Genomic DNA, 20,245 nt, shown 5'->3' with positions numbered 1-20,245 from the left:
GACTCCCTAGTATGCGCCGTGACTTGTCAGGACGGCCTTGACGGTCTTGGCGATGATCATCAGGTCGCCCGCCATCGACCAGTTGTCGACGTAGGACAGATCCAACCGGACGGTTTGCTCCCAGGAAAGTTCTGAGCGACCGCTCACCTGCCACAATCCGCTGACGCCCGGCTTCACCAGCAGCCGGCGCGCGACGTCACCGTCGTAGTTCTCGACTTCCCGGCGCAGCGGCGGGCGCGGCCCGACGACACTCATGTCGCCCCTGATCACATTGATGAACTGCGGCAGCTCGTCGATGCTGAAGCGGCGCAGGATCCGGCCGACCGGCGTGACGCGCGGGTCGCGGCGCATCTTGAACAGCATGCCGCCGGCGCTTTCGTTCTGCGCCAGCAGCTGGTCGAGCTGCTGGTCGGCGCCGTCGGTCATCGTGCGGAACTTCAGCATCGTAAACGGGCGGCCGTCCATGCCGATGCGCTCGGACGGGTAGAAGACGGGTCCCTTACTGGTCAGCTTGACCGCGATCGCCGCGACGATCAGCACCGGCGCGGTCGCGATCAGCGCGGCCAGCGAGAAACAGAAGTCGAAGGCCTGCTTCTGAAAGCGCTGGGTGCCTTCGTATTGCGGCTTCTCGACGTGCAGCAGCGGCAACCCGGAGGTCAGCTGCAGGGTCAGTCGCGCTTCGGCGACGTCCATCACGCCGGGTGAGACGACCAGGTCGACGTCCTTGGTTTCCAGCTGCCACATCAGTTCTCGGATCCCGCGGACCCCGAAGTGCTCGGTCCGCGTCACCGCCACGGTGTCGGCACCGCAGTTGTCGATCGCGTCCACCGCGTGGCTTTCGTCACCCAGGATCGGGACCTCGCGGCCCTCGACCACCAGGGTGTTGCCGCGCGACGGGCCGTATCCGGGAATGCAGACCCCGACCACGACGCACCCCGCCCGGGGGTCGCGGGCCAGCTCGTGCGCGAGGTGCGCGACGGCCTGGCGGTCACCGACCGCGAGGACCTTGGTCTGGCATTGGCCGCGGGCCCGCTTGCTGCCCAGGTGCTGGCGCCACAGGCTGCGGCTGGCCAGCAGTCCGAAGGTGCCGGCGGGCAGCGCGATCGCGAGGTAGCCGCGGGCCAGGTCGACCTTGGCGAGCAGGGTGACCATCGCGATGATGCCGAACGTCCAGAACGACGCGCTGCCGATCCGGCGGTACTCGTCGATGCCCGACCCGATGATGCGCGCAGACCGCGTCTGGAACACGGCGAGCGCCGACAGCCACAGCGCCGCGAAGAGAATCGAGAACAGCGTCATGACCGGTCCCGAGTAGGCCGAGGTCCGGGCCGGCGACTCCCCGAACCGGACGAGTTGGGCGAGCATGACCGAACCGGAGACGATCAGCGTGTCGCTGGCGCGCAGCCGTCCCGCGTACAGGTCTTGCCAGCGGCGAGCGGCCTTGGTGTCGGGCATCGGCGCCGACTGAGTGGCCAGCGCGGAACCAGGAAGTCGACCACCCGGCAACGAGATCATCCCTGTTGCCCTCCGCTTATACGGTCGCTGGTTGGGGCGGAACGCCGTCGCGGACGGTGCCGGAGACATCGGCATGATCATGGCTCGGCGTCCTCAGCTCGCACATGACGGGTAGATCACCTGAGGAGCCGGCGCGGTCGCGGCGCCCCTCAGCATGATGCGGCGCTCACAATCGGCACGGGCCGCGGCGCGTACGCCGGCCAGCTGGCGTCCTCCTCGGAGATGACGGTGACCGGCAGCGGCCACTCGATTCCGAATTCCGCGTCGTTCCAGCGCAATCCCTGCTCGTCGGCTGGCTCACGATGACCGCTGACCTGGTAGTTGACCTCGGTGTTGGCGGTCAGCGTCTGAAAGCCGTAGGCGACGAAGGGCGGCAGGAACAGCGCCCGGTGATTGTCGGCGTTCAGCTCGACCATCATGTGGTCGCCAAAAGTCTGCGAATCGGGCCGGATGTCGACGACAGCAGCGGCAATGGCACCGCGGGTGCAGCGCAACAACCGGGACTCGACGAAGGGCGGCACCTGAAAGTGCAGACCCCGCACCGTGCCGCGGGTGTAGTTGAAGAACACGTCCGTCTCGGTGACTTTGAACGTCAGGCCGTAACGATCGAACTCCTTGGCGGAGAACAAGCGCGACGAAAAGCCGCGGTGGTCCCGCTGCGGTTCGATGTCGACGATGGTCACGCCGGCGACCTTCGTTGGCGTGTACTTCACCTACCGCTCCTTCTGTACAAGGCATTCATCGGAACCCATGTCCTTATCCGGCGGCGAACGGGCGAGCCATCGCGGTGGGGATGAGCCCGTAGCGAGGAACCGGAGGAGTGCGCGGCGCGGTGCCACGCGCCATGGGCAGACCGCCCAGCATGTTCGGCATCGAGCTGCCGTTGAGGGCGATGTTCGGCAGCGCGGCGGCCGCCATCGGGGTTTGCGGGATCACGCTGGTCCAGGCCGTGGGCACCGACATCGGGCCCAGGTGGGCCGCCGTGCCGAGGCTGCCGATTACGCTCGATCCGATGTTCGGCAGCGCCGAGGCCGCACTTGCCGCACCCGACGCCGCACCCTGGGCGGCGGCCGCGGCGCCCTCCGCGGCCGTCCGGGCCATACCCTGCGCGGTCTGGGCCATCGACAGCACGGAGGACATCCCGTACAGCGGGGTGGCGCCCGCGTTGAGGTAGTTCGGCAGCCAGTTGGGCACCTGGGACGCGAGGTTGGTCAGCGTGTCCGAAACTGCGGTGCTGGTGCCCGTCGACACCGTGCTGGTGCCGGGCGTGGTGAGCGACTGCATCGTGGTGGGCACCTGCGAGACCAGGTTCGCCAGATCTGCGTGCTGCAATCCGGTGGAGACCGTGGCCTGGCTGACGGCATTGCTCTGGGCGACCAACCCGGCGTCATCGGTGACCTTCGGCGGAAGGTTGAACTGGGAGACGTCGCAGACGGCCACCGAGTTTCCGGCGTACTGGTACATCGCCGCGGCGTCCTGGGCCCACATCTCGCCGTATTCGGCTTCGTTGGCGGCGATCGCGGCCGAGTTCTGGCCGAAGAAGTTGGTGGACATCAGCGTCGCGAGCTGGACCCGGTTGGCCGTCACCACTGGCGGTGGAATGGTCATCGCGAAGGCGGCTTCATAGATCTCGACGGCGAGCGTGGCGTGGCTGGCCGCCTCCTCCGCCCGCGCGGCCGCGCCCGACATCCACGCGACGTACGGACCGAAGGCCGACGCCATGGTCAGCGAGGTGGGGCCCAGCCACCGTCCGGTGGTCAGTCCACTGATCAGCGTTCGGTATGAGCTCGCAGCCGAATGCAGTTCGGTGGCCAGGTTGGCCCAGGCCACCGCAGCCATCGCCATCGAAGACGGGCCGGGGCCGGCGTACATCCGCGCGGAGTTGATCTCCGGGGGCAAAGCGCCAAAGTCCATTGTCTGAATCCCTGGGTCAGCGAGCCGCGCGGGCCGGTGCGGCCTGGCTGGTCGACTGAGTGACGACGAACGACATGTTTTCCATCCCCGAGAGGTTCGCTATAACAAACTGGCTAGTTGATAATAGCGTAAAAAACATACCAATAGTCAACGTTCTGCGAGTGATGCTGACTACAAGTATCGAGGTTCTGGTGAACACAGCCGCTAATTTTGTGACCGTGCTGCTAATCTCAGAAACAGTTCAAATGTCGTCCCGAGAATCGCGGTGCGGGTTTGCGCCAACCGCTGAAGAGCCGAGGTGTGCGCCCTGCTCGAGGAAGGCATCATCGATATGATGGCGATCACCCCAGGTCAGGGCCTCGCAGCGGGGACACATGCGGGCCTAGCAAGATTCCGCATCGGCAAGGGATTGCCGCCGGCGAGCGATCGGCGATCCCCCTGCCGGAGAGCCGAGTTGTCCGCTTCGATGACGAGCCATTCAACCGACGGACGGGCCGATGCGACCCGCCGACACATCCTGCGCGCCGCATCGCACCAGTTCGCCCGGCGTGCCTATCACGAGGTGGGGCTCGACGACATCCTCGCCGAGGCCGAACTGACCAAGGGTGCGATGTACTTCCACTTCCGGTCGAAGCACGCCTTGGCCGTCGCGATCATCGACCGGCAGACCGAAGCGGGCGCCCTGGCCGTCCAGGACCTGGTGACGCGCGGTCTGTCGGGCCTGGAGACGCTGATCGATTTCTCGTACCTGATCGCGATTCAGGACATCAAGACCGACCAGGTCAGGGCGGGATTGAACCTGATCGAGTCGGTCGGGCGTTCCGAAGGACTACAGGAGAAGCTGCTGGATCAGTGGATCAAAGCCCTGGGTGACGTCGTGCAACAGGCCATCGCCGAGGGCGACGTCGACGAACGGTGCGAACCGTTGGACGTGGGACGCATGATGGTGTCCCTGCACATGGGGCTGCGCAAGACCAGCAATCTGGACGATCCCGAGCGGTTCCTGCTCGACCTGGAAAAGTGCTGGGGCCTGCTGTTGGGCGGGATCCTGCAACCCGACCGCGACGACTACTCCCGTCAATCCCTGCGGCGACGTGCCGCGCTGGCGGTCAACACCAGTTCAACCCCCGCCGAGCCCCCGTCGACCGCCGACGATTCGCCGTAACCAGGGCGAACATCCCGGCCGGATTTGCGACTGCTGTTAATCTTGATTCTGTTGCAGCGCAATGTGAGACGAGATCACCGTTATCTGCGCGCTCGATGACACTCCGGAGGAGCAGGGGTAATGGCGCGCCAGGTCCGGTCTGAGGTCACCCGGCGAAAGATCCTTACCGCCGCCATCGATGTGTTCGGCGAGGTCGGCTATTCGGCCGCCGGCTGGGGCACCATCATCGAGCGCACCGGGATGACCAAAGGCGCCCTCTACCACCACTTCGATTCCAAAGAGTCCCTCGCGTCGGCCATCATCGAGGAGGGTGCCGACACGCTGCTCAACGCGTTCCGGAACGTGTGCGGGAAGGCCTCACCGGGGCTGGAAAACCTGCTGCATGGCACGTTCACGATCGTCGGGATGCTGAGCTCGGACCAGACCGCCCGCGCCGCCGAGCAGCTGACCTGCACGTTGCGCGGTTTCAACCAAGCGGCGGGGCACTTCTGTGCAGGCATGGTTGAGCTGCTGGCCGCCGAGGCCAGGCGGGCGATCTCCGAGGGTGACCTGCGCCCAGACCTCAATCCCGAATGGGTCAGCGAGACCATCGTCGGCGCCATGTTCGGCGCCCGGGCGCTGGCCGACGCGATATCCGGTCTGGATAAAGAGGGTGGCGGCACCGGTGACCTCGAGCGCTTGACCCGGGTGTGGGAACTGCTGCTCCCCGGCATCGTCTCGGAGGCGTCGCTGGCGTACTTCCGTCAGTTCCTTTCCCGCGAGGCCTTGCGCCATGCCCGGCCCGCTGCGATGCGTCGCGACAGCGCCGCGGTCTCGGAAATCGGGTGAGCCTGGGCGAATGCCCACCGCGGGCCTCGGCCCGCCGCCTGGACTGCGCGCCGTTTCGACAACGTACCGAAAGAATGCATACTGTTCCGGTGGTGTACCAGAAGTATGTAGCCAGGCTTGCTGCTCTGGCCGGTGTGATCGGGTTCCTGGTCGTGAGCGCCCCACCCGCGGGCGCCGCGCCCTCGGATGCGGGTACGACGACGGACTCGCTGACCCTGTCGCTGGCCGACCTCGGGTCCGCGCCCAACCTGGAGTTCTGGGGCCTGACCAGCACACAAGTGCTTACCGTGCCGGTGCTGCGCGGGCTGACGCCGACCGCGCTGAACACCACCGTCGAGCTGCCGATCAATCTGCGGACGGGCACGCTCACCGTGAGCCAGGACCAGCGCACCCTGGCGCGGCTGAACCTGCCCGGCACGGACAATTCACCGCTGGTCATCCCGCTGGCCGGTGCGGAAGTGGTCGACAACTGGCTGACGATCACGTTACGGACCTACCTGGTGCCCCAAGACGGGGTCTGCCTGTACCCGGAAAGCCCGCTGCGGCTGTCCAGTCCGTCGATCAGCTACACCGGCGTCGAACAGCCGCCCACCACGGTGGCGCACTTCTTGCCGCCGGTGTTGAAGAAGCTGAGCATCTACCTGCCGCAATCGCCGTCGTCCTCGGAGTCGGACACGGCGATTCAGCTGGCCGCCTCGGCCGCCTCGCGTTATGGCCGGCAGAACCCCGAGATTGCCGTCGTCCCATTGCCCGAAGGACAGGTCGCGCCGCCGGCACCGCCGCAATCGCTGGAACGCCAGATCGTCGTCAAAGAGGGGTCGGACAACGGGCTGGCCCTGCAAGGCTCCGGTGCGGCGACGTACCTGCTGATGTCGGGACCGCTGGGGGAGGCCGACGAATCGGATACGGCCGTGCTGTTCAATGACCTGTCCCAGCTGGCGGTTTCGTCCAAGGCCGTCGTGGAACAACTCAAGCCCAACCCGCAACAGCCCGGCGACAGCACGACCATGCGCGACCTCGGGCAGACCGTCGCCAACGCCACCTCGCTGCAGCCGCGGGTGTCGATCGGGTTGGACCAGACCCGGTTCGGCAGGTCCATCCGCAACGTGCGCGTGCATCTGCAGGGCTCCTACACCCCGACCCCGTCCAATATCGGCGGTCAGGTCACGGTCAACATCGGCCCGGAGACCATCGATCACTTCCCGACCGACGGCCACGGCACCATCGACCGCTGGGTGGATGTGCCCGACCGGCTGCTGCAGCGTTACACCAGCCTCGACGTGGTGCTCGATGTGGCCAGCAACGTGGGACACTGCGGGGACTTCTACACCGCCGGGCCCGGGAACCAGCTACTGACGCTGAACATCAACGGCGACACCACTATTGAGAGCAAGCCCGCCACACCGCCGGTACCCGACGGCTTCCAGTCGCTGCCCCAGGCGCTGATGCCCCGGGTCCAGGTGGGCATCGAGGCTCACTCGCTGCCGGACACCCTGCGCGCCGTCAGCCTGGTGGTGGGTCTGCAGCGAATCAGTTCGACGCCCATCTACACCCATGTGACGAGCGTGCAGCAGGCCATCGATTCGTCGAATCCCGCGATCCTGATTTCGGCCGACGGGTGGAACCATTCCAACGTCGTACTTCCGGTGTCGGCGGGACCCAGCGGGCCGATCACCGTCAACGCCTACACGGCCGACGGCAAACCGACCACGCTCGCGCTGGATCCGGTGATGAAATTCGGTTCTCTCCAAACGGTTTTCAACCATGGCCGGTCACTGCTGGTCGCGACGTCCAACGGCACGTCGGCTCAGGTCGACGAGCTGATCCGGTGGCTGGGCGGTGACAACAACAAGCGCTGGCAGCGGCTCAAGGGTGTCGCGGTGGTCGCCGTGGCCGGACAGGACCCGGTGACCGTCGAACACTCGCCGACGGCCGGTCCGGTCAACGCACCCGAGGACCACTCCGACCTGGGGTGGCTGTGGTGGGTGGGCGGCGCATGGCTCGCGGTGACCGTCGTCGGTGCCGGAGTGATCGTGCTGCGAGCCCGGCGCTGATCGGCGGGCTCAAGGGTTCACGGGACGTCAGCGCTCGTCGTCCCACAGCTGCTCGGTCAGATCCTGGAAGGTCGCCAGGGCGAATCGGTCGTCGGCGCGCATCCCCACTGATTTGCTCATCAGCGCACGCACGACCGACCCGTCCTTGTGTGCCAACTCGACGACCTCGTTCGCCAGGGCATGGACAACAGACAGCAGCGAGGATTCCGAGTCGGGAGCCCGGTGGAAAACCTCGCCGAAGCGCAGCGCCAGCACCTCTTCGGGTTCGTAGCCGACCATCTCCGCAAATGCGGTGTTGGTGAACAGGATCGCCCCGTCGTCGCCGACGGCCAGCACTGGGACCGGAATCCGCTCCAGCACCACCAGGGCAGGCAGCTGCTTCAAGGTGGTCATCGGCGATTGATTGTGCTGGTGCCGATTCTGTCGTCGCTCCACAGAGCGATTATGGTCTATGCCAGAGGTCATGTTGCACATATTTCCTGTCGTGTGCCCTGACGGCGGTTTGCTGCCATTCGTTTTCGCTCACTCGTCTTCGGAAGCTGGCTGGTATCGGGGAAACACCCCGGTAGGCGCCGGCAGCACCGAGCCAGGGGTTAGCCGCGCACCGATCGCGGCAAACGTCCGCCGGCCGTCGGCCTGCCCGAGTAGGTCCAGCAACTTGCCGGCCGACTCCGGCATCACCGGCGCCACCAGCAGTGCCGCGATGCGGACCGCCTCGCAGGTGACGTAGAGCACGGTCCGGAAGCGCACCTGGTCCGCCTCGGATTCGCTCTTGCGCAACACCCACGGCTGCTCGGCCGAAAAGTATCTGTTGGCCTCGCCCAGCATCAGCCAGATCGCCTCGAGTGCCAAGTGCATGGCCTGCTCGTCGAAATTCGCGCGCACCCGCTCCAATAACGCGTCGGCCGTCGCGAGCAGGTCGGAGTCGGCGGCGGTGAACTCACCGGGTTCGGGCATCACGCCGTCGAGGTTCTTGGCGATCATCGACAACGAACGCTGCGCCAAGTTCCCCAACTCGTTGGCCAGATCGGTGTTGATCCGGTTGATGATGGCCTCTTCGCTGTAGCTGCCGTCCTGGCCGAACGGCACCTCGCGCAGCAGGAAGTAGCGCAGCTGGTCCACGCCGAACGCATCCGCCAGCGCCACCGGGTCGATGGTGTTGCCTACCGATTTGCTCATCTTCTCGCCGCGGTGGTGCAAGAACCCGTGCGCGAAAACCCTTCTCGGCAGCTCGATTCCGGCCGACATCAGAAACGCCGGCCAGTAGACCGCGTGGAACCGGATGATGTCCTTGCCGATCATGTGCAAATCGGCGGGCCAGTAGCGGCGGAACAACTCCGAGCCGGTGTCGGGGAATCCGGCACCGGTCAAGTAGTTGGTCAGTGCGTCGACCCAGACGTACATGACGTGGTCGGGGTGCTCGGGCACCTGCACGCCCCAGTCGAAGGTGGTTCGCGAGATCGAGAAATCGGTCAGCCCGCCCGAGACGAAGCTGACGACCTCGTTGCGCCGCACCTCGGGTCCGATGAAGTCGGGATTGGCCTCGTAGTGGGCCAGCAGCTTGTCGGCGTAGGCCGAGAGCCGGAAGAAGAACGTCTGCTCCTTCTCGCTCCAGGTCACCGGCGCGCCGGTCTCGGTGGCGATCCGGGTTCCGTCGACCACCTCGGTTTCCGAGTCGCTGAAGTAGCGCTCGTCGCGCACCGAGTACCACCCGGAATAGGTCGCCAGATAGATGTCTCCGGCCGCCTGCATGCGCCGCCAGATCTCCTTGGACGCCTCGTGGTGGTCGGCGTCGGTGGTGCGGATGAAGCGGTCGAACGAAATGTTCAGCGCTTCCTGCATGCGTTGGAACACATCGGAATTGCGCCGCGCCAGCTCGGCGGTCGGTACCCCCGCGGCGGCCGCGGTCTCGGCGACTTTCTGGCCGTGCTCGTCGGTCCCGGTCAGGAACCGCACGTCGTAACCGTCGAGCCGCTTGAAGCGGGCGATCGTGTCGGTCGCGATGTATTCGTAGGCATGACCCACGTGCGGCGCGCCGTTTGGATACGCGATCGCAGTAGTGACGTAATAGGGCCTCATCGAGATTCACCCTATTGTGTGCGCGTGAGCTCCAGCCGACCTGGTAAACGAGAAGCGCCACCCGCCCCGGCGCCGCTGGCGCCCCTGATCGATGCGCACACCCACCTCGACGCCTGCGGCGCCCACGACGCCGCCGGCGTGGCGGCCATCCTCGACCGTGCCGCCGCGGTGGGGGTGGGGGCCGTCGTGACGATCGCCGACGATCTGGACTCGGCGCGGTGGGCGGCCCGGGCTGCCGGCTGGGACCCGCGCGTGTACGCCGCGGTGGCGTTGCACCCCACGCGCGCGAACGCCCTCGATGACGCGGCGCGCGGTGAGATCGAGCGACTGGTCGCCGATCCCCGCGTGGTGGCCGTGGGGGAGACCGGAATGGACCTGTACTGGCCCGGTCGGCTGGACGGCTGCGCCGCGCCCGATGTGCAGCGGGAGGCCTTCGCGTGGCATATCGACCTGGCCAAGCGGTGCGGCAAGCCGCTGATGATTCACAACCGGGACGCCGACGCCGCGGTGCTCGACGTGCTGGACGCCGAAGGCGCTCCCGAAACCGTGATCTTCCACTGCTTTTCGTCCGACAGCGCGATGGCCCGTCGCTGCGCCGACGCCGGGTGGTATGTCAGCCTGTCCGGAACGGTGAGCTTCCGGAACGCGCGCGCGCTGCGCGAGGCCGTGCCGCAGGTGCCGGCTGAACAGCTGCTGGTGGAAACCGACGCACCGTTTTTGACACCACATCCTTATCGCGGCGCGCCCAACGAGCCGTATTGCCTTCCTTATACTGTTCGTGCGATCGCGGAACTGCTCGATCGTCCGGCGGAGGAACTAGCCCGAATCACCACGAGCAATGCCGGACGGGTCTACGGACTCGTCGAATCGGGCGGGTGATTTCCACAACATATTCGCGCCGGAGTTGCTCCAGCTTGACCGGTTCGTTACCGTCTTGTGATCGAATTGTTGGTTTATTGCACTGTTGTCGAATGCTGCTGGGTAGGTCGTTAAGTGGTTGCTGAGGTCGGGGTAGACGCGCGTTGACTGTACTGAGAAGGCTTCATCAAACCCCATCGCCGATGTTGCGGCTCGTCGTTTCAGGGCTGCTGGTAGCGCTCGCGGTCGCCGGCGGTTTCGCGGTCTCGGTGTCCAAGACGGTGACGTTGACCGTCGACGGCATCGCGATGCGGGTGACGACGATGAAGTCGAAGGTGATCGACATCGTCGAAGAGAACGGCTACGTCGTCGATCAGCGCGACGACCTGTACCCCGCCGCCGACGTGCAGATCCACGATGCGGACAAGATCACGCTGCGCCGCAGCCGGCCGCTGCAGATCTCGCTGGACGGCAGCGACACCAAGCAGGTGTGGACGACCGCCTCCACCGTCGACGAAGCGCTGGCGCAGCTCGCGATGACCGACACCGCTCCGGCAGCCGCCTCGCGCGCCAGCCGGGTTCCGCTGGCCGGCATGGCCCTGCCGGTCGTCAGCGCTAAGAGCGTCCAGATCAACGACGGCGGCAACATCCGCATGGTGCACCTGCCGGCGCCCAACGTCGCGGGATTGCTGAGTGCGGCAGGCGTGCCGCTGCAAGACAGCGATCAGGTGGTGCCCGCCGCGACGGCGCCGATCGTCGACGGCATGCAGATCCAGGTGACGCGTAACCGCATCGAGAAGGTCACCGAGCGGGTCCCGTTGGCGCCCAACGCACGCAAGGTCGAAGACCCCGACATGAACATGAGCCGCCAGGTTGTCGAGGACCCGGGGAGCCCGGGCACCCAAGACGTGACCTACGCGGTCGCCACGGTCAACGGAGTGGAGACCGGCCGGCTGCCGATCGCCAACATCGTGATCGCGCCGGCGCGCGACTCGGTGGTGCGGGTGGGCACCAAGCCCGGCACCGAGGTGCCGCCGGTGACCGATGGATCCATCTGGGATGCCATCGCCGGCTGCGAGGCCGGTGGAAACTGGGCGATCAATACCGGCAACGGCTATTACGGCGGCGTGCAGTTCGATCAAAGTACGTGGGAGCGCAACGGCGGGTTGCGGTTTGCCCCGCGCGCCGACCTCGCCAGCCGCGACGAGCAGATCACGGTCGCCGAGGTGACCAGGGAGCGCCAGGGTTGGGGCGCCTGGCCGGTGTGCAGCGGAAGAGCCGGTGCGCGCTGACAATCCAGCTGCTCGGACGAACCGATATCAGGCGGCTGGCCAAAGAACTTGAATTTCGGCCACGAAAATCGTTGGGCCAGAACTTCGTCCACGACGCCAATACCGTCCGGCGGATAGTTTCGACTTCTGGAATCGGCCGCGCCGACCACGTCCTGGAGGTCGGCCCGGGTCTCGGCTCGCTCACCTTGGCGCTGCTCGACCGCGGTGCCACGGTCACCGCCATCGAAATCGACCCGGTGCTCGCCGAGCGGCTGCCGCAGACCGTCGGTGAGCACTCCCACAGCGAGATCCAACGGCTGACGGTGCTCAACCGCGACGTGCTGAACCTGCGGCGCGACGAGCTGGCCCCCGGGCCGTCCGGCCCAACAGCCTTAGTCGCGAATCTGCCCTACAACGTCGCGGTCCCGGCGTTGCTGCATCTGCTCGCCGAATTCCCGACCCTCGCGACCGTCACCGTGATGGTGCAGGCCGAGGTCGCCGAGCGGCTGGCCGCCGAGCCGGGCGGCAAGGAGTACGGCGTGCCCAGCGTCAAGGTGCGCTTCTTCGGGCGGGTTCGCCGGTGCGGCATGGTGTCGCCGACCGTGTTCTGGCCGGTGCCCCGCGTCTACTCCGGGCTGGTCCGCATCGACCGGTACGACCGCGCGCCATGGCCCACGGACGACGCCTTCCGGCGCCAGGTGTTCGAATTAATTGACATCGCGTTCGCGCAACGGCGCAAGACGTCGCGCAACGCGTTCTCGGAGTGGGCGGGCTCGGGCAACGAATCGGCAAATCGCTTGCTGGCGGCCAGCATCGATCCCGCCCGCCGCGGCGAGACGCTGTCCATCGACGACTTCGTGCGGCTGCTGCGCCGGTCCGGCGACCCCGCGCAGCCGCAGGCATCCGGCGGCTGAGCCCGGCGCCGTTGCGTGTGGTTCGCCTGCCGCAGCGATAGTCTGCTGCCGTGGCGGTGGTTGGCTGGGAGACTGCGCATGTCTGACGGCAGCACCGCCGCGCAGTGGGTGCCCACCGGGTCCGTCACCGTCCGCGTGCCCGGAAAGGTCAACCTGTACCTCGCGGTCGGCGACCGGCGCGACGACGGCTACCACGAGCTGACGACCGTGTTTCAGGCCGTCTCGCTGCTCGACGAGTTGACCGTGCGCAATGCCGACGTCTTGTCGCTTGAGCTGGTCGGCGAGGGTGCCGACACGCTGCCCACCGACGAACGCAACCTGGCCTGGCAGGCCGCGGAGCTGATGGCCGAACACGTCGGCCGCGCGCCCGACGTCTCGATCATGATCGACAAATCCATCCCGGTGGCCGGCGGCATGGCGGGCGGCAGCGCGGACGCCGCGGCGGTGCTGGTCGCGATGAACTCGCTGTGGGAGCTCAACGTGCCGCGCCGCGATCTGCGCATGCTGGCCGCGCGGCTGGGCAGCGACGTGCCGTTTGCCCTGCACGGCGGCACCGCATTGGGCACCGGGCGGGGCGAGGAGCTGGCCACGGTGCTTTCCCGCAACACCTTCCACTGGGTGCTGGCGTTCGCCCACGGCGAGTTGCTCACGCCAAAGGTGTTCGGCGAGCTCGACCGGCTGCGGGAAACCGCGAACACGCCGCGGCTCGCCGAGCCCGGGCCGGTGCTGGCCGCGTTGGCCGCCGGCGATCCCGAACAGCTGGCACCGCTGCTGGGCAATGAACTGCAGGCGGCCGCGGCCAGCCTGAATCCCACGCTGCGGCGCACACTGCGCGCGGGAGAAGAGGCGGGGGCGCTGGCCGGCATCGTGTCCGGCTCGGGCCCGACGTGCGCGTTTCTGTGCAGTTCAGCGTCCTCGGCGGTCGACATCGGCACGCACCTGTCCGGCGCCGGTGTATGCCGCACGGTCCGCGTCGCCACCGGTCCGGTGCCGGGCGCCCGCGTGGTCCCGACGCCGATGACCGACGACTGAACGAGCTGTGAAATCCGACTCAAATTGCCGAAATGGTGGGTTGCTACTTAAGAGGAGTTTAAGATAACTCGCGGTGACCACTATCGATCAGCTCGAGCATTCGGTCTGGCCGTCCGCCGGAAGTTGCGGTGGACGGCCGCTTGGTCGATGCCGACCGGGCTTGGCGGGTCGGGGTCGTCGCGCTGATCGGGCAACCGGAGACGGGGTTGCTGACCAATCACTATTTCGAGATCTAACCGCTTCCCAACTGTGCTCGCGCGCCTGCTGCAAAGTGTTGCCCGGCGAGCGGAACATGAAATTTCGGGTCTTGGGGATAGCGCCGGAACCGAGGAGGTTTGCGTGAGCAGGTTTACCGAGAAGATGTTCCACAATGCCCGGGTCTCCAAGAAGGGCATGGTCACCGGTGAACCCCACGAGCCCGTCCGCCACACCTGGGGCGAGGTCCACGAGCGCGCGCGCTGTATCGCGGGCGGCCTGGCCGCCGCGGGGATCGGCCTCGGTGACGCCGTCGGCGTGCTCGCCGGCTACCCGGTAGAGATCGCCCCCACCGCGCAGGGTCTGTGGATGCGCGGCGCCAGCCTGACCATGCTCCACCAGCCGACTCCGCGCACGGATCTGGCCGTGTGGGCCGAGGACACGATGAACGTCATCGGCATGATCGAGGCGCAGGTCGTGATCGTCTCCGAGCCCTTCCTGGTCGCGATTCCGGTGCTGGAAGAGAAGGGCATCAAGGTTCTCACCGTCACCGACCTGCTGGCGTCGGAGCCGATCGACCCCATCGAGGTGGGCGAGGACGACCTGGCGCTGATGCAGCTGACGTCGGGCTCGACCGGCTCGCCGAAGGCCGTGCAGATCACCCACCGCAACATCTACTCCAACGCCGAGGCCATGTTCATCGGCGCGCAGTACGACATCGACAACGATGTGATGGTCAGCTGGCTGCCCTGCTTCCACGACATGGGCATGGTCGGCTTCCTCACCATTCCGATGTACTTCGGCGCGGAGCTGGTCAAGGTCACGCCGATGGACTTCCTGCGTGACGCGCTGCTGTGGGCCAAGCTGATCGACAAGTACAAGGGCACCATGACCGCGGCGCCCAACTTCGCCTACGCGCTGCTGGCCAAGCGGCTGCGCCGCCAGGCCAAGGCCGGCGACTTCGACCTGTCGACCCTGCGCTTCGCGCTGTCCGGCGCCGAGCCCGTCGAGCCCGCCGACGTCGAGGACCTGCTGGACGCGGGCAAGCCGTTCGGCCTGCGATCCTCGGCGATCCTGCCGGCCTACGGCATGGCCGAGACGACGCTGGCCGTGTCGTTCTCGGAGTGCAACGCCGGTCTCGTCGTCGACGAGGTGGACGCCGACCTGCTGGCCGCCCTGCGCCGGGCCGTACCCGCGACCAAGGGCAACACCCGCCGGCTGGCCACGCTCGGCCCGCTGCTCAAGGATCTCGAGGCCCGCATCATCGACGAGCAGGGCAACGTGATGCCCCCGCGCGGTGTCGGCGTGATCGAGCTGCGCGGCGAGTCGCTGACCCCGGGCTACCTGACCATGGGCGGCTTCATCTCCGCTCAGGACGAGCACGGCTGGTACGACACCGGCGACCTCGGCTACATCAACGAGGACGGCCACATCGTGGTGTGCGGCCGCGTCAAGGACGTCATCATCATGGCCGGGCGCAACATCTACCCGACCGACATCGAGCGGGCGGCCTGCCGCGTCGACGGTGTCCGCCCCGGTTGCGCCGTGGCGGTCCGCCTCGACGCCGGCCACTCACGCGAGACGTTCGCGGTCGCGGTCGAGTCCAACGCGTTCGGCGACCCGGCCGAGGTGCGCCGGATGGAACACGAGGTCGCCCGCGAGGTACTCAAAGAGGTCGACATGCGGCCCCGCAACGTCGTGGTGCTCGGCCCGGGCACCATCCCGAAGACGCCGTCGGGCAAGCTGCGCCGGTCCAACTCCGTAACGCTGGTCACCGGGTAGCGATTTCCCGCGGCGTGCGGTGTGCGCTGAGGGATTTGACTGTGCGCTGGCGGCGGCGACACGCCGGGCGGGGTCGCCCCTGGACGCACACCTGACGTGAATTACCAGGCGTGGACGCGGTTCTGCGCCGGCTCCAGCCCCAGCTCCATCAGCAGCTCGGTGGCGTCGGCGGCCTGCTCGCAGATCGTCGGGACTTCGGGCCGCTCGCCCGCGGTGAAGTTCTCCAGCACGAACGCCGCTGGATCCTTGCGTCCGGGCGGACGCCCGATGCCGATGCGCACCCGCTGAAAGTCCTTGGTGCCCAGCGCCGAGGCCACCGAACGCAGCCCGTTATGGCCGCCCTCGCCGCCGCCGAGCTTGAGCCGGATGCGACCGAAGTCGAGGTCAAGTTCGTCGTGGACGACGATGATGTCGGCCGGCGCCACCGAGTAGAACTTGGCCAGCGGGCCGACCTGGCGGCCGGACTCGTTCATGTAGCAGCGCGGCTTGGCCACCAGCACCGAGTGCCCGGCGAGCCGGCCGTTGACCACTTCGGCGCCGGAACGCTTGTGCACCTTGAACTTTGAGCCCAGTCGCGCGGCGAGCAGGTCGGCAACCATGAACCCGAGGTTGTGCCGGGTTCGGGCGTAGTTGTCTCCGGGATTGCCCAGGCCGACCACCAGAAGAGGATCGGCCACGTCGTCGACTGCCTACTCGGACTCTTCTTCGGAGGCCTCGGCTTCGCCGGCCCCCTCTTCCGCGGCTTCGGCACCCTCGCCGGTCGTGCCCGCGCCCTCTTCCTCGAGGTCGGCGGCGGTCGGAGCGTTCACCACGTTGACCACCAGCATGTCCGCGTCGGAGACCAGGTTGACGCCCGACGGCAGCGGGATCTGACCGGCGGTGAACTGGGTACCGGGTTCGGCGTCCTCGACCGAGACGGTCAACTGCTCGGGAATCGACAAGGCCTCGGCCTCGATCTCGATGGTGTTGGTCTCCTGAGTGACCAGGGTGTCCGGTCCGGCCTCACCCTCGATCACGACCGAGACCTCGACGACGACCTTCTCGCCGCGGCGCACGACCAGCAGGTCGGCGTGCTGGATGTTGCGACGGATCGGGTGGATGTCGAGCGCCTTGGTCAGCGCCAGCTGTTCGGAGCCCTCGATGTCCAGGGTCAGCACCGCGTTGGTGCCCGAGTGCCGCAGCACGGCCGCGAAGTCGTGCCCGGGCAGTTCCAGGTGCCGGGGCTCGCTGCCGTGGCCGTAGAGGACCGCGGGAATCTTGCCCTCGCGCCGGGCCCGCCGGGACGCACCCTTGCCGGTCTCGGCTCGGACCGTGACGCTGAGTTGGTTGACCGCGGATTTCTTAGCCATCGTGTCGCTCCTGTGTGCTTTGTACCTAAGTTTCCAGGCACGGCCAGGGTCGCGACATATGTCGGTCTCCGTCGATAACGGTGCCGGCTAGCAGCCTGCACCCTCGCCGTGACGCCCGGCCAGGGTAGCGCATCGGCACCTCAGAGCGGAAATTTGGTGCTGGTGAGCTGCTCGGAGACCTCCCAGAGCGCGGTTGCCGCGGTCGGATCCTGAGCGTGCCGGCTGCGGCTGACGGGTTGGGTTCGGCCGATCCAGCCGAACTTGGGACCGATGAACGTGTCGCCCGGCAGGTCGTGCGACGCGGCGTACAGCGTTTGCTGCGCGCCGAACTCGGGGCTGGTGGCCACCACCCGGGTCACAGCCGACATCATCGCGTCGCCCAGCCTGCGGCCGGTGGCGCCCTGCAGATTGGTGTGCGAGTAACCGGGGTGGGCCGCCAGGGAGCGCAGCGGTGAACCCGCCAGCTTGAGCCGGCGCTGCAGCTCGTTGGTGAACAGCAGGTTGGCCAGCTTCGACTGGCTGTAGGCCAGCCAGGGCGAGTAGCGCCGGTTCTTCCAGTTGATGTCGTCGAAGTCGATCCGGCCGGCCCAGTGCGCCATCGATGTCAGCGTCACGACCCGGTCGGTCAGCTTGGGGAGCAGCAGGTTGGTCAGCGCGAAGTGACCGAAGTGGTTCGTGCCCATCTGGCTCTCGAAGCCGTCGGCGGTCAGGGCGAACGGGGCGGCCATGATGCCGGCGTTGTTGATCAGCACGTCGACCGTGTCGACCCCCTCGGCGAACAGGTGAATCGACGTCAGAGCGGCCAGATCGAGTTGACGCACCTCGACCCGGCCGCGCATGTCGCGAGCGGCCTTCTCGCCCTTGCGCGGGTCGCGCACGGCCATGATGACCGTCGCGCCGACTCGGGCCAGCTCGCGTGCGGTGATCGCACCCAGCCCACTGTTGGCGCCGGTGACAACCACGGTGCGCCCGGCGAATGACGGCAGATCGGCGGCGGTCCAGTCAGTCATGAGTGACAACCCTAGTGTTCGAGGGCTCGCGGCGAGTCGGCAGTCTCGCGGCCAGGCGTTGTGCTACTGCGGCCGCCAGATGACCTCGAGGTCCTCCTGCGCGACGTGGATGATCACCAAGGGTCTGTCGCCGGAATCCGGGAATTCCACCAGGTATGCCGTCGGCTGGCCGCGAACCTGAAAAGCGTTGACAACAGTGCCTTTTGAACCGGCCGCAAGGCTGTGCTCGGGTAGCGGCCGGCGTAGTCGCACGGCATCGCAGTCTTGGGGTCTCACAAGCTATTTCGCCGCGACGACGAATCCGTGGATGATCGTGTCGATGTCGGTCGACTGCGCGGCGGCCTGCTCGGCCAGGCCGGTGATCGTGAGCTGGACGAAGTAGCGCTGCTTGGCCGGCGGCGACCCGGTCGGCAGCACGATCCGGTTCCAACTGTGCAGCCGGGTGCCGTTGTCGCCGTTGTAGCTGCCCTGGATCATCGCCGACGGAAACCCGTTGTAGGGCTGCATCGAGGAGTCCAATTGCTTGAAGTTGTCGAACAATTGGGCATCGTCGTTGCCGTGCTTGATGACCTGCGCCGGGTCGAAGTCACCGTTCAGGGCGAACACCACCAGACGCGCGGTCGGATACTTCTTGTCCTTGGCCAAGATCACCGTCTCGGGCGTGATATGCGGATCGGTGAACGGTGACCAGCCCGGCGGTGTCGGTATCGACACCAACAGATCGGTCAGGGCGCTCGGCGCTACCTGCTTGCCCGTCACGCCGATGCTGTTCAGATACTGCGACAACGGAACCGGTTTCTCGACCGTGGTGGTCGTCGCCGTCGAACTCGTCGTCCAAACCGTCGAGTAGTCAGGAGCTTTCGGCCCACAAGCGACCACAGAAAGCGCCGCCGTCGTCAGCGCGGTAATCGTGGCAGCGGCCGCGAGCCGTCTCACAGAATCTCGTGGACCGCGTCGATCGGACGGGCCAGCCGGGTGCCCTTGTCCGTCACGACGAATGGGCGCTCGATCAGGATCGGGTGCTCGGCCATCGCATCGAGCAACTCGTCATCGGACGCGTCGGCCAGCCCGAGCTCGGCGTACAGCGATTCACGCTTACGCACCGCGGTGCGCGCGTCGATACCGGCGTCGCGGATCATCTTGACCAACTCGGCGCGCGACGGCGGAGTCTTCAGGTACTGGACGACGGTGGGCTCTAACCCGTTGTCCCGCAACAACTCCAGCGTCTTGCGCGAGGTGCTGCACTTGGGATTGTGGTAGATGACAGCCTCGGCAGCCATCTAAGCGTCTCCGTCGAATAGTCCTGTGACAGAACCGTTTTCGAATACCGCACGAATCGTGCTGGCCAGCAGCGGCGCGATCGACAATACCGTGAGCTGAGGAAAGCGCTTCTCCTCGCCGATCGGCAGCGTGTTCGTGACGATGACCTCCCGGGCACCGCAGGAGGCCAGCCGCTCGGCGGCCGGGTCCGACAGCACGCCGTGGGTCGCCGCGACGATCACGTCGGTGGCGCCGTCTTCAATCAGCAGGTTGACCGCGCCGGCGATCGTGCCACCGGTGTCGATCATGTCGTCGATCAGCACGCAGGTGCGGCCCTCTACCTCACCGACGACGCGGTTGGAGACGACCTGGTTGGGCACCCGCGGGTCGCGGGTCTTGTGAATGAAGGCCAGCGGGACGCCACCCAGCGAGTCGGCCCACTTCTCGGCGATGCGCACCCGGCCGGAGTCGGGGGAGACCACGACCATGTTGCCGTCGGGGTAGTTGTCCTTGATGTAGGTGGTCAGCAGGGTCTGGCCGCGCATGTGGTCGACGGGCCCGTCGAAGAAACCCTGGATCTGGTCGGTGTGCAGGTCGACGGTGACGATCCGGTCGGCGCCGGCGGTCTTGAGCAGGTCGGCGACCAGCCGGGCCGAGATCGGCTCGCGGCCGCGATGCTTCTTGTCCTGGCGGGCGTAGGGATAGAACGGCATGACGGCGGTGATCCGCTTGGCGCTGCCGCGCTTGAGCGCGTCGATCATGATCAGCTGTTCCATCAGCCAGTTGTTCACCGGCGCCGGATTCGACTGCAGGACGAAGGCGTCGCAGCCGCGCACCGACTCGTGGAAGCGCACGAAGATCTCGCCGTTGGCGAACTCCCGCGCCGTCTGCGCGGTGACGTGCACGTCGAGTTCCTTGGCGACCTGCTCGGCCAGCTCGGGGTGCGCCCGGCCGGAGAACAGCATCAGATTTTTGCGGTTATCGGTCCAGTCGTGGCTCACCGTGCTGCCCTCGCCGTT

At 66.9% G+C, this 20,245-nt stretch carries 20 protein-coding genes; 8 read left to right on the top strand and 12 right to left on the bottom strand.

Features of this window, described 5'->3' with window-relative positions:
- Positions 1 to 6: 6 nt before the first annotated feature.
- From MAAFP003_RS22190 to MAAFP003_RS22180, 3 genes are all read right to left on the bottom strand, one after another.
- Positions 7 to 1,455 (bottom strand): sugar transferase, encoded by a 1,449-nt coding sequence (locus tag MAAFP003_RS22190; RefSeq protein ID WP_243394217.1) that lies wholly within the window; start codon positions 1,453 to 1,455, stop codon positions 7 to 9.
- Positions 1,456 to 1,664: 209 nt separating this feature from the next.
- On the bottom strand, positions 1,665 to 2,228 hold the full coding sequence (locus MAAFP003_RS22185; protein WP_096289854.1) for a dTDP-4-dehydrorhamnose 3,5-epimerase family protein: 564 nt from the start codon (positions 2,226 to 2,228) through the stop codon (positions 1,665 to 1,667).
- Positions 2,229 to 2,271: 43 nt separating this feature from the next.
- The gene (locus MAAFP003_RS22180; protein ID WP_096289853.1) at positions 2,272 to 3,429 is read right to left on the bottom strand and encodes a PPE family protein; all 1,158 of its coding nucleotides are present in this window, start codon (positions 3,427 to 3,429) and stop codon (positions 2,272 to 2,274) included.
- 466 nt (positions 3,430 to 3,895) lie between these two features.
- Between MAAFP003_RS22180 and MAAFP003_RS22175 the strand changes: the two genes are divergently transcribed.
- The 3 genes from MAAFP003_RS22175 (at position 3,896) to MAAFP003_RS22165 (ending at position 7,476) form a co-directional block, all read left to right on the top strand.
- Positions 3,896 to 4,594: a TetR/AcrR family transcriptional regulator gene (locus MAAFP003_RS22175; protein ID WP_096289852.1), complete on the top strand. Its 699-nt coding sequence runs from the start codon at positions 3,896 to 3,898 to the stop codon at positions 4,592 to 4,594.
- 120 nt (positions 4,595 to 4,714) lie between these two features.
- Entirely contained in the window at positions 4,715 to 5,422 is a 708-nt protein-coding gene (locus MAAFP003_RS22170) for a TetR/AcrR family transcriptional regulator (RefSeq protein WP_096289851.1), read from the top strand.
- 74 nt (positions 5,423 to 5,496) lie between these two features.
- The gene (locus MAAFP003_RS22165; RefSeq protein ID WP_096289850.1) at positions 5,497 to 7,476 is read left to right on the top strand and encodes a hypothetical protein; all 1,980 of its coding nucleotides are present in this window, start codon (positions 5,497 to 5,499) and stop codon (positions 7,474 to 7,476) included.
- Between the two features lie 27 nt (positions 7,477 to 7,503).
- Here the strand turns inward: MAAFP003_RS22165 and MAAFP003_RS22160 are convergent, their stop codons facing one another.
- Positions 7,504 to 7,869, bottom strand: coding sequence for a PAS domain S-box protein (locus MAAFP003_RS22160; RefSeq protein WP_096289849.1), 366 nt, complete (start codon positions 7,867 to 7,869; stop codon positions 7,504 to 7,506).
- 129 nt (positions 7,870 to 7,998) lie between these two features.
- On the bottom strand, positions 7,999 to 9,555 hold the full coding sequence (gene metG / locus MAAFP003_RS22155; protein ID WP_096289848.1) for a methionine--tRNA ligase: 1,557 nt from the start codon (positions 9,553 to 9,555) through the stop codon (positions 7,999 to 8,001).
- 18 nt (positions 9,556 to 9,573) lie between these two features.
- Here metG and MAAFP003_RS22150 point away from each other — a divergent pair, with 18 nt between their 5' ends.
- The 5 genes from MAAFP003_RS22150 to MAAFP003_RS22125 all read left to right on the top strand — a co-directional run bounded on the left by MAAFP003_RS22150 (position 9,574) and on the right by MAAFP003_RS22125 (position 15,607).
- Positions 9,574 to 10,434 carry a TatD family hydrolase gene (locus tag MAAFP003_RS22150; protein WP_096289847.1) on the top strand — a complete coding sequence of 287 codons (861 nt, stop codon included), beginning with the start codon at positions 9,574 to 9,576 and terminating at the stop codon, positions 10,432 to 10,434.
- Between the two features lie 143 nt (positions 10,435 to 10,577).
- Complete coding sequence (locus tag MAAFP003_RS22145; protein ID WP_207768592.1) at positions 10,578 to 11,705, top strand: resuscitation-promoting factor; 1,128 nt, start codon at positions 10,578 to 10,580, stop codon at positions 11,703 to 11,705.
- On the top strand, positions 11,669 to 12,598 hold the full coding sequence (rsmA, locus tag MAAFP003_RS22140) for a 16S rRNA (adenine(1518)-N(6)/adenine(1519)-N(6))-dimethyltransferase RsmA (protein ID WP_096291339.1): 930 nt from the start codon (positions 11,669 to 11,671) through the stop codon (positions 12,596 to 12,598). Before MAAFP003_RS22145 ends, rsmA begins: the two co-directional genes overlap by 37 nt.
- A gap of 78 nt (positions 12,599 to 12,676) precedes the next feature.
- On the top strand, positions 12,677 to 13,630 hold the full coding sequence (locus tag MAAFP003_RS22135; RefSeq protein ID WP_423790933.1) for a 4-(cytidine 5'-diphospho)-2-C-methyl-D-erythritol kinase: 954 nt from the start codon (positions 12,677 to 12,679) through the stop codon (positions 13,628 to 13,630).
- A gap of 339 nt (positions 13,631 to 13,969) precedes the next feature.
- Entirely contained in the window at positions 13,970 to 15,607 is a 1,638-nt protein-coding gene (locus MAAFP003_RS22125; protein WP_096289845.1) for a fatty acyl-AMP ligase, read from the top strand.
- Positions 15,608 to 15,708: 101 nt separating this feature from the next.
- On the opposite strand, the gene pth is transcribed toward MAAFP003_RS22125, so the two are convergent.
- From pth to MAAFP003_RS22090, 7 genes are all read right to left on the bottom strand, one after another.
- On the bottom strand, positions 15,709 to 16,284 hold the full coding sequence (gene pth / locus MAAFP003_RS22120; protein ID WP_096289844.1) for an aminoacyl-tRNA hydrolase: 576 nt from the start codon (positions 16,282 to 16,284) through the stop codon (positions 15,709 to 15,711).
- Between the two features lie 12 nt (positions 16,285 to 16,296).
- A complete protein-coding gene (locus tag MAAFP003_RS22115; protein WP_096289843.1) occupies positions 16,297 to 16,956 on the bottom strand; it encodes a 50S ribosomal protein L25/general stress protein Ctc in 660 nt (219 codons plus the stop codon).
- 140 nt (positions 16,957 to 17,096) lie between these two features.
- Complete coding sequence (locus tag MAAFP003_RS22110) at positions 17,097 to 17,966, bottom strand: oxidoreductase (RefSeq protein WP_096289842.1); 870 nt, start codon at positions 17,964 to 17,966, stop codon at positions 17,097 to 17,099.
- A gap of 63 nt (positions 17,967 to 18,029) precedes the next feature.
- Positions 18,030 to 18,218 (bottom strand): DUF4926 domain-containing protein, encoded by a 189-nt coding sequence (locus MAAFP003_RS22105; protein WP_165796469.1) that lies wholly within the window; start codon positions 18,216 to 18,218, stop codon positions 18,030 to 18,032.
- A 27-nt stretch (positions 18,219 to 18,245) separates the two neighbouring features.
- Positions 18,246 to 18,875, bottom strand: coding sequence for an LpqN/LpqT family lipoprotein (locus MAAFP003_RS22100; protein WP_423790950.1), 630 nt, complete (start codon positions 18,873 to 18,875; stop codon positions 18,246 to 18,248).
- 23 nt (positions 18,876 to 18,898) lie between these two features.
- Positions 18,899 to 19,246: an arsenate reductase (glutaredoxin) gene (gene arsC / locus MAAFP003_RS22095; protein ID WP_096289839.1), complete on the bottom strand. Its 348-nt coding sequence runs from the start codon at positions 19,244 to 19,246 to the stop codon at positions 18,899 to 18,901.
- Entirely contained in the window at positions 19,247 to 20,227 is a 981-nt protein-coding gene (locus MAAFP003_RS22090; RefSeq protein ID WP_096289838.1) for a ribose-phosphate diphosphokinase, read from the bottom strand. It lies immediately after the preceding gene.
- Positions 20,228 to 20,245: the final 18 nt, after the last annotated feature.

Origin of the sequence: Mycobacterium ahvazicum, from assembly GCF_900176255.2 — a bacterium.
GTDB classification, from domain to species: domain Bacteria; phylum Actinomycetota; class Actinomycetes; order Mycobacteriales; family Mycobacteriaceae; genus Mycobacterium; species Mycobacterium ahvazicum.
Note: the sequence above shows the minus strand (reverse complement) of the source record. Positions and strands in the feature narration are given on the sequence as shown.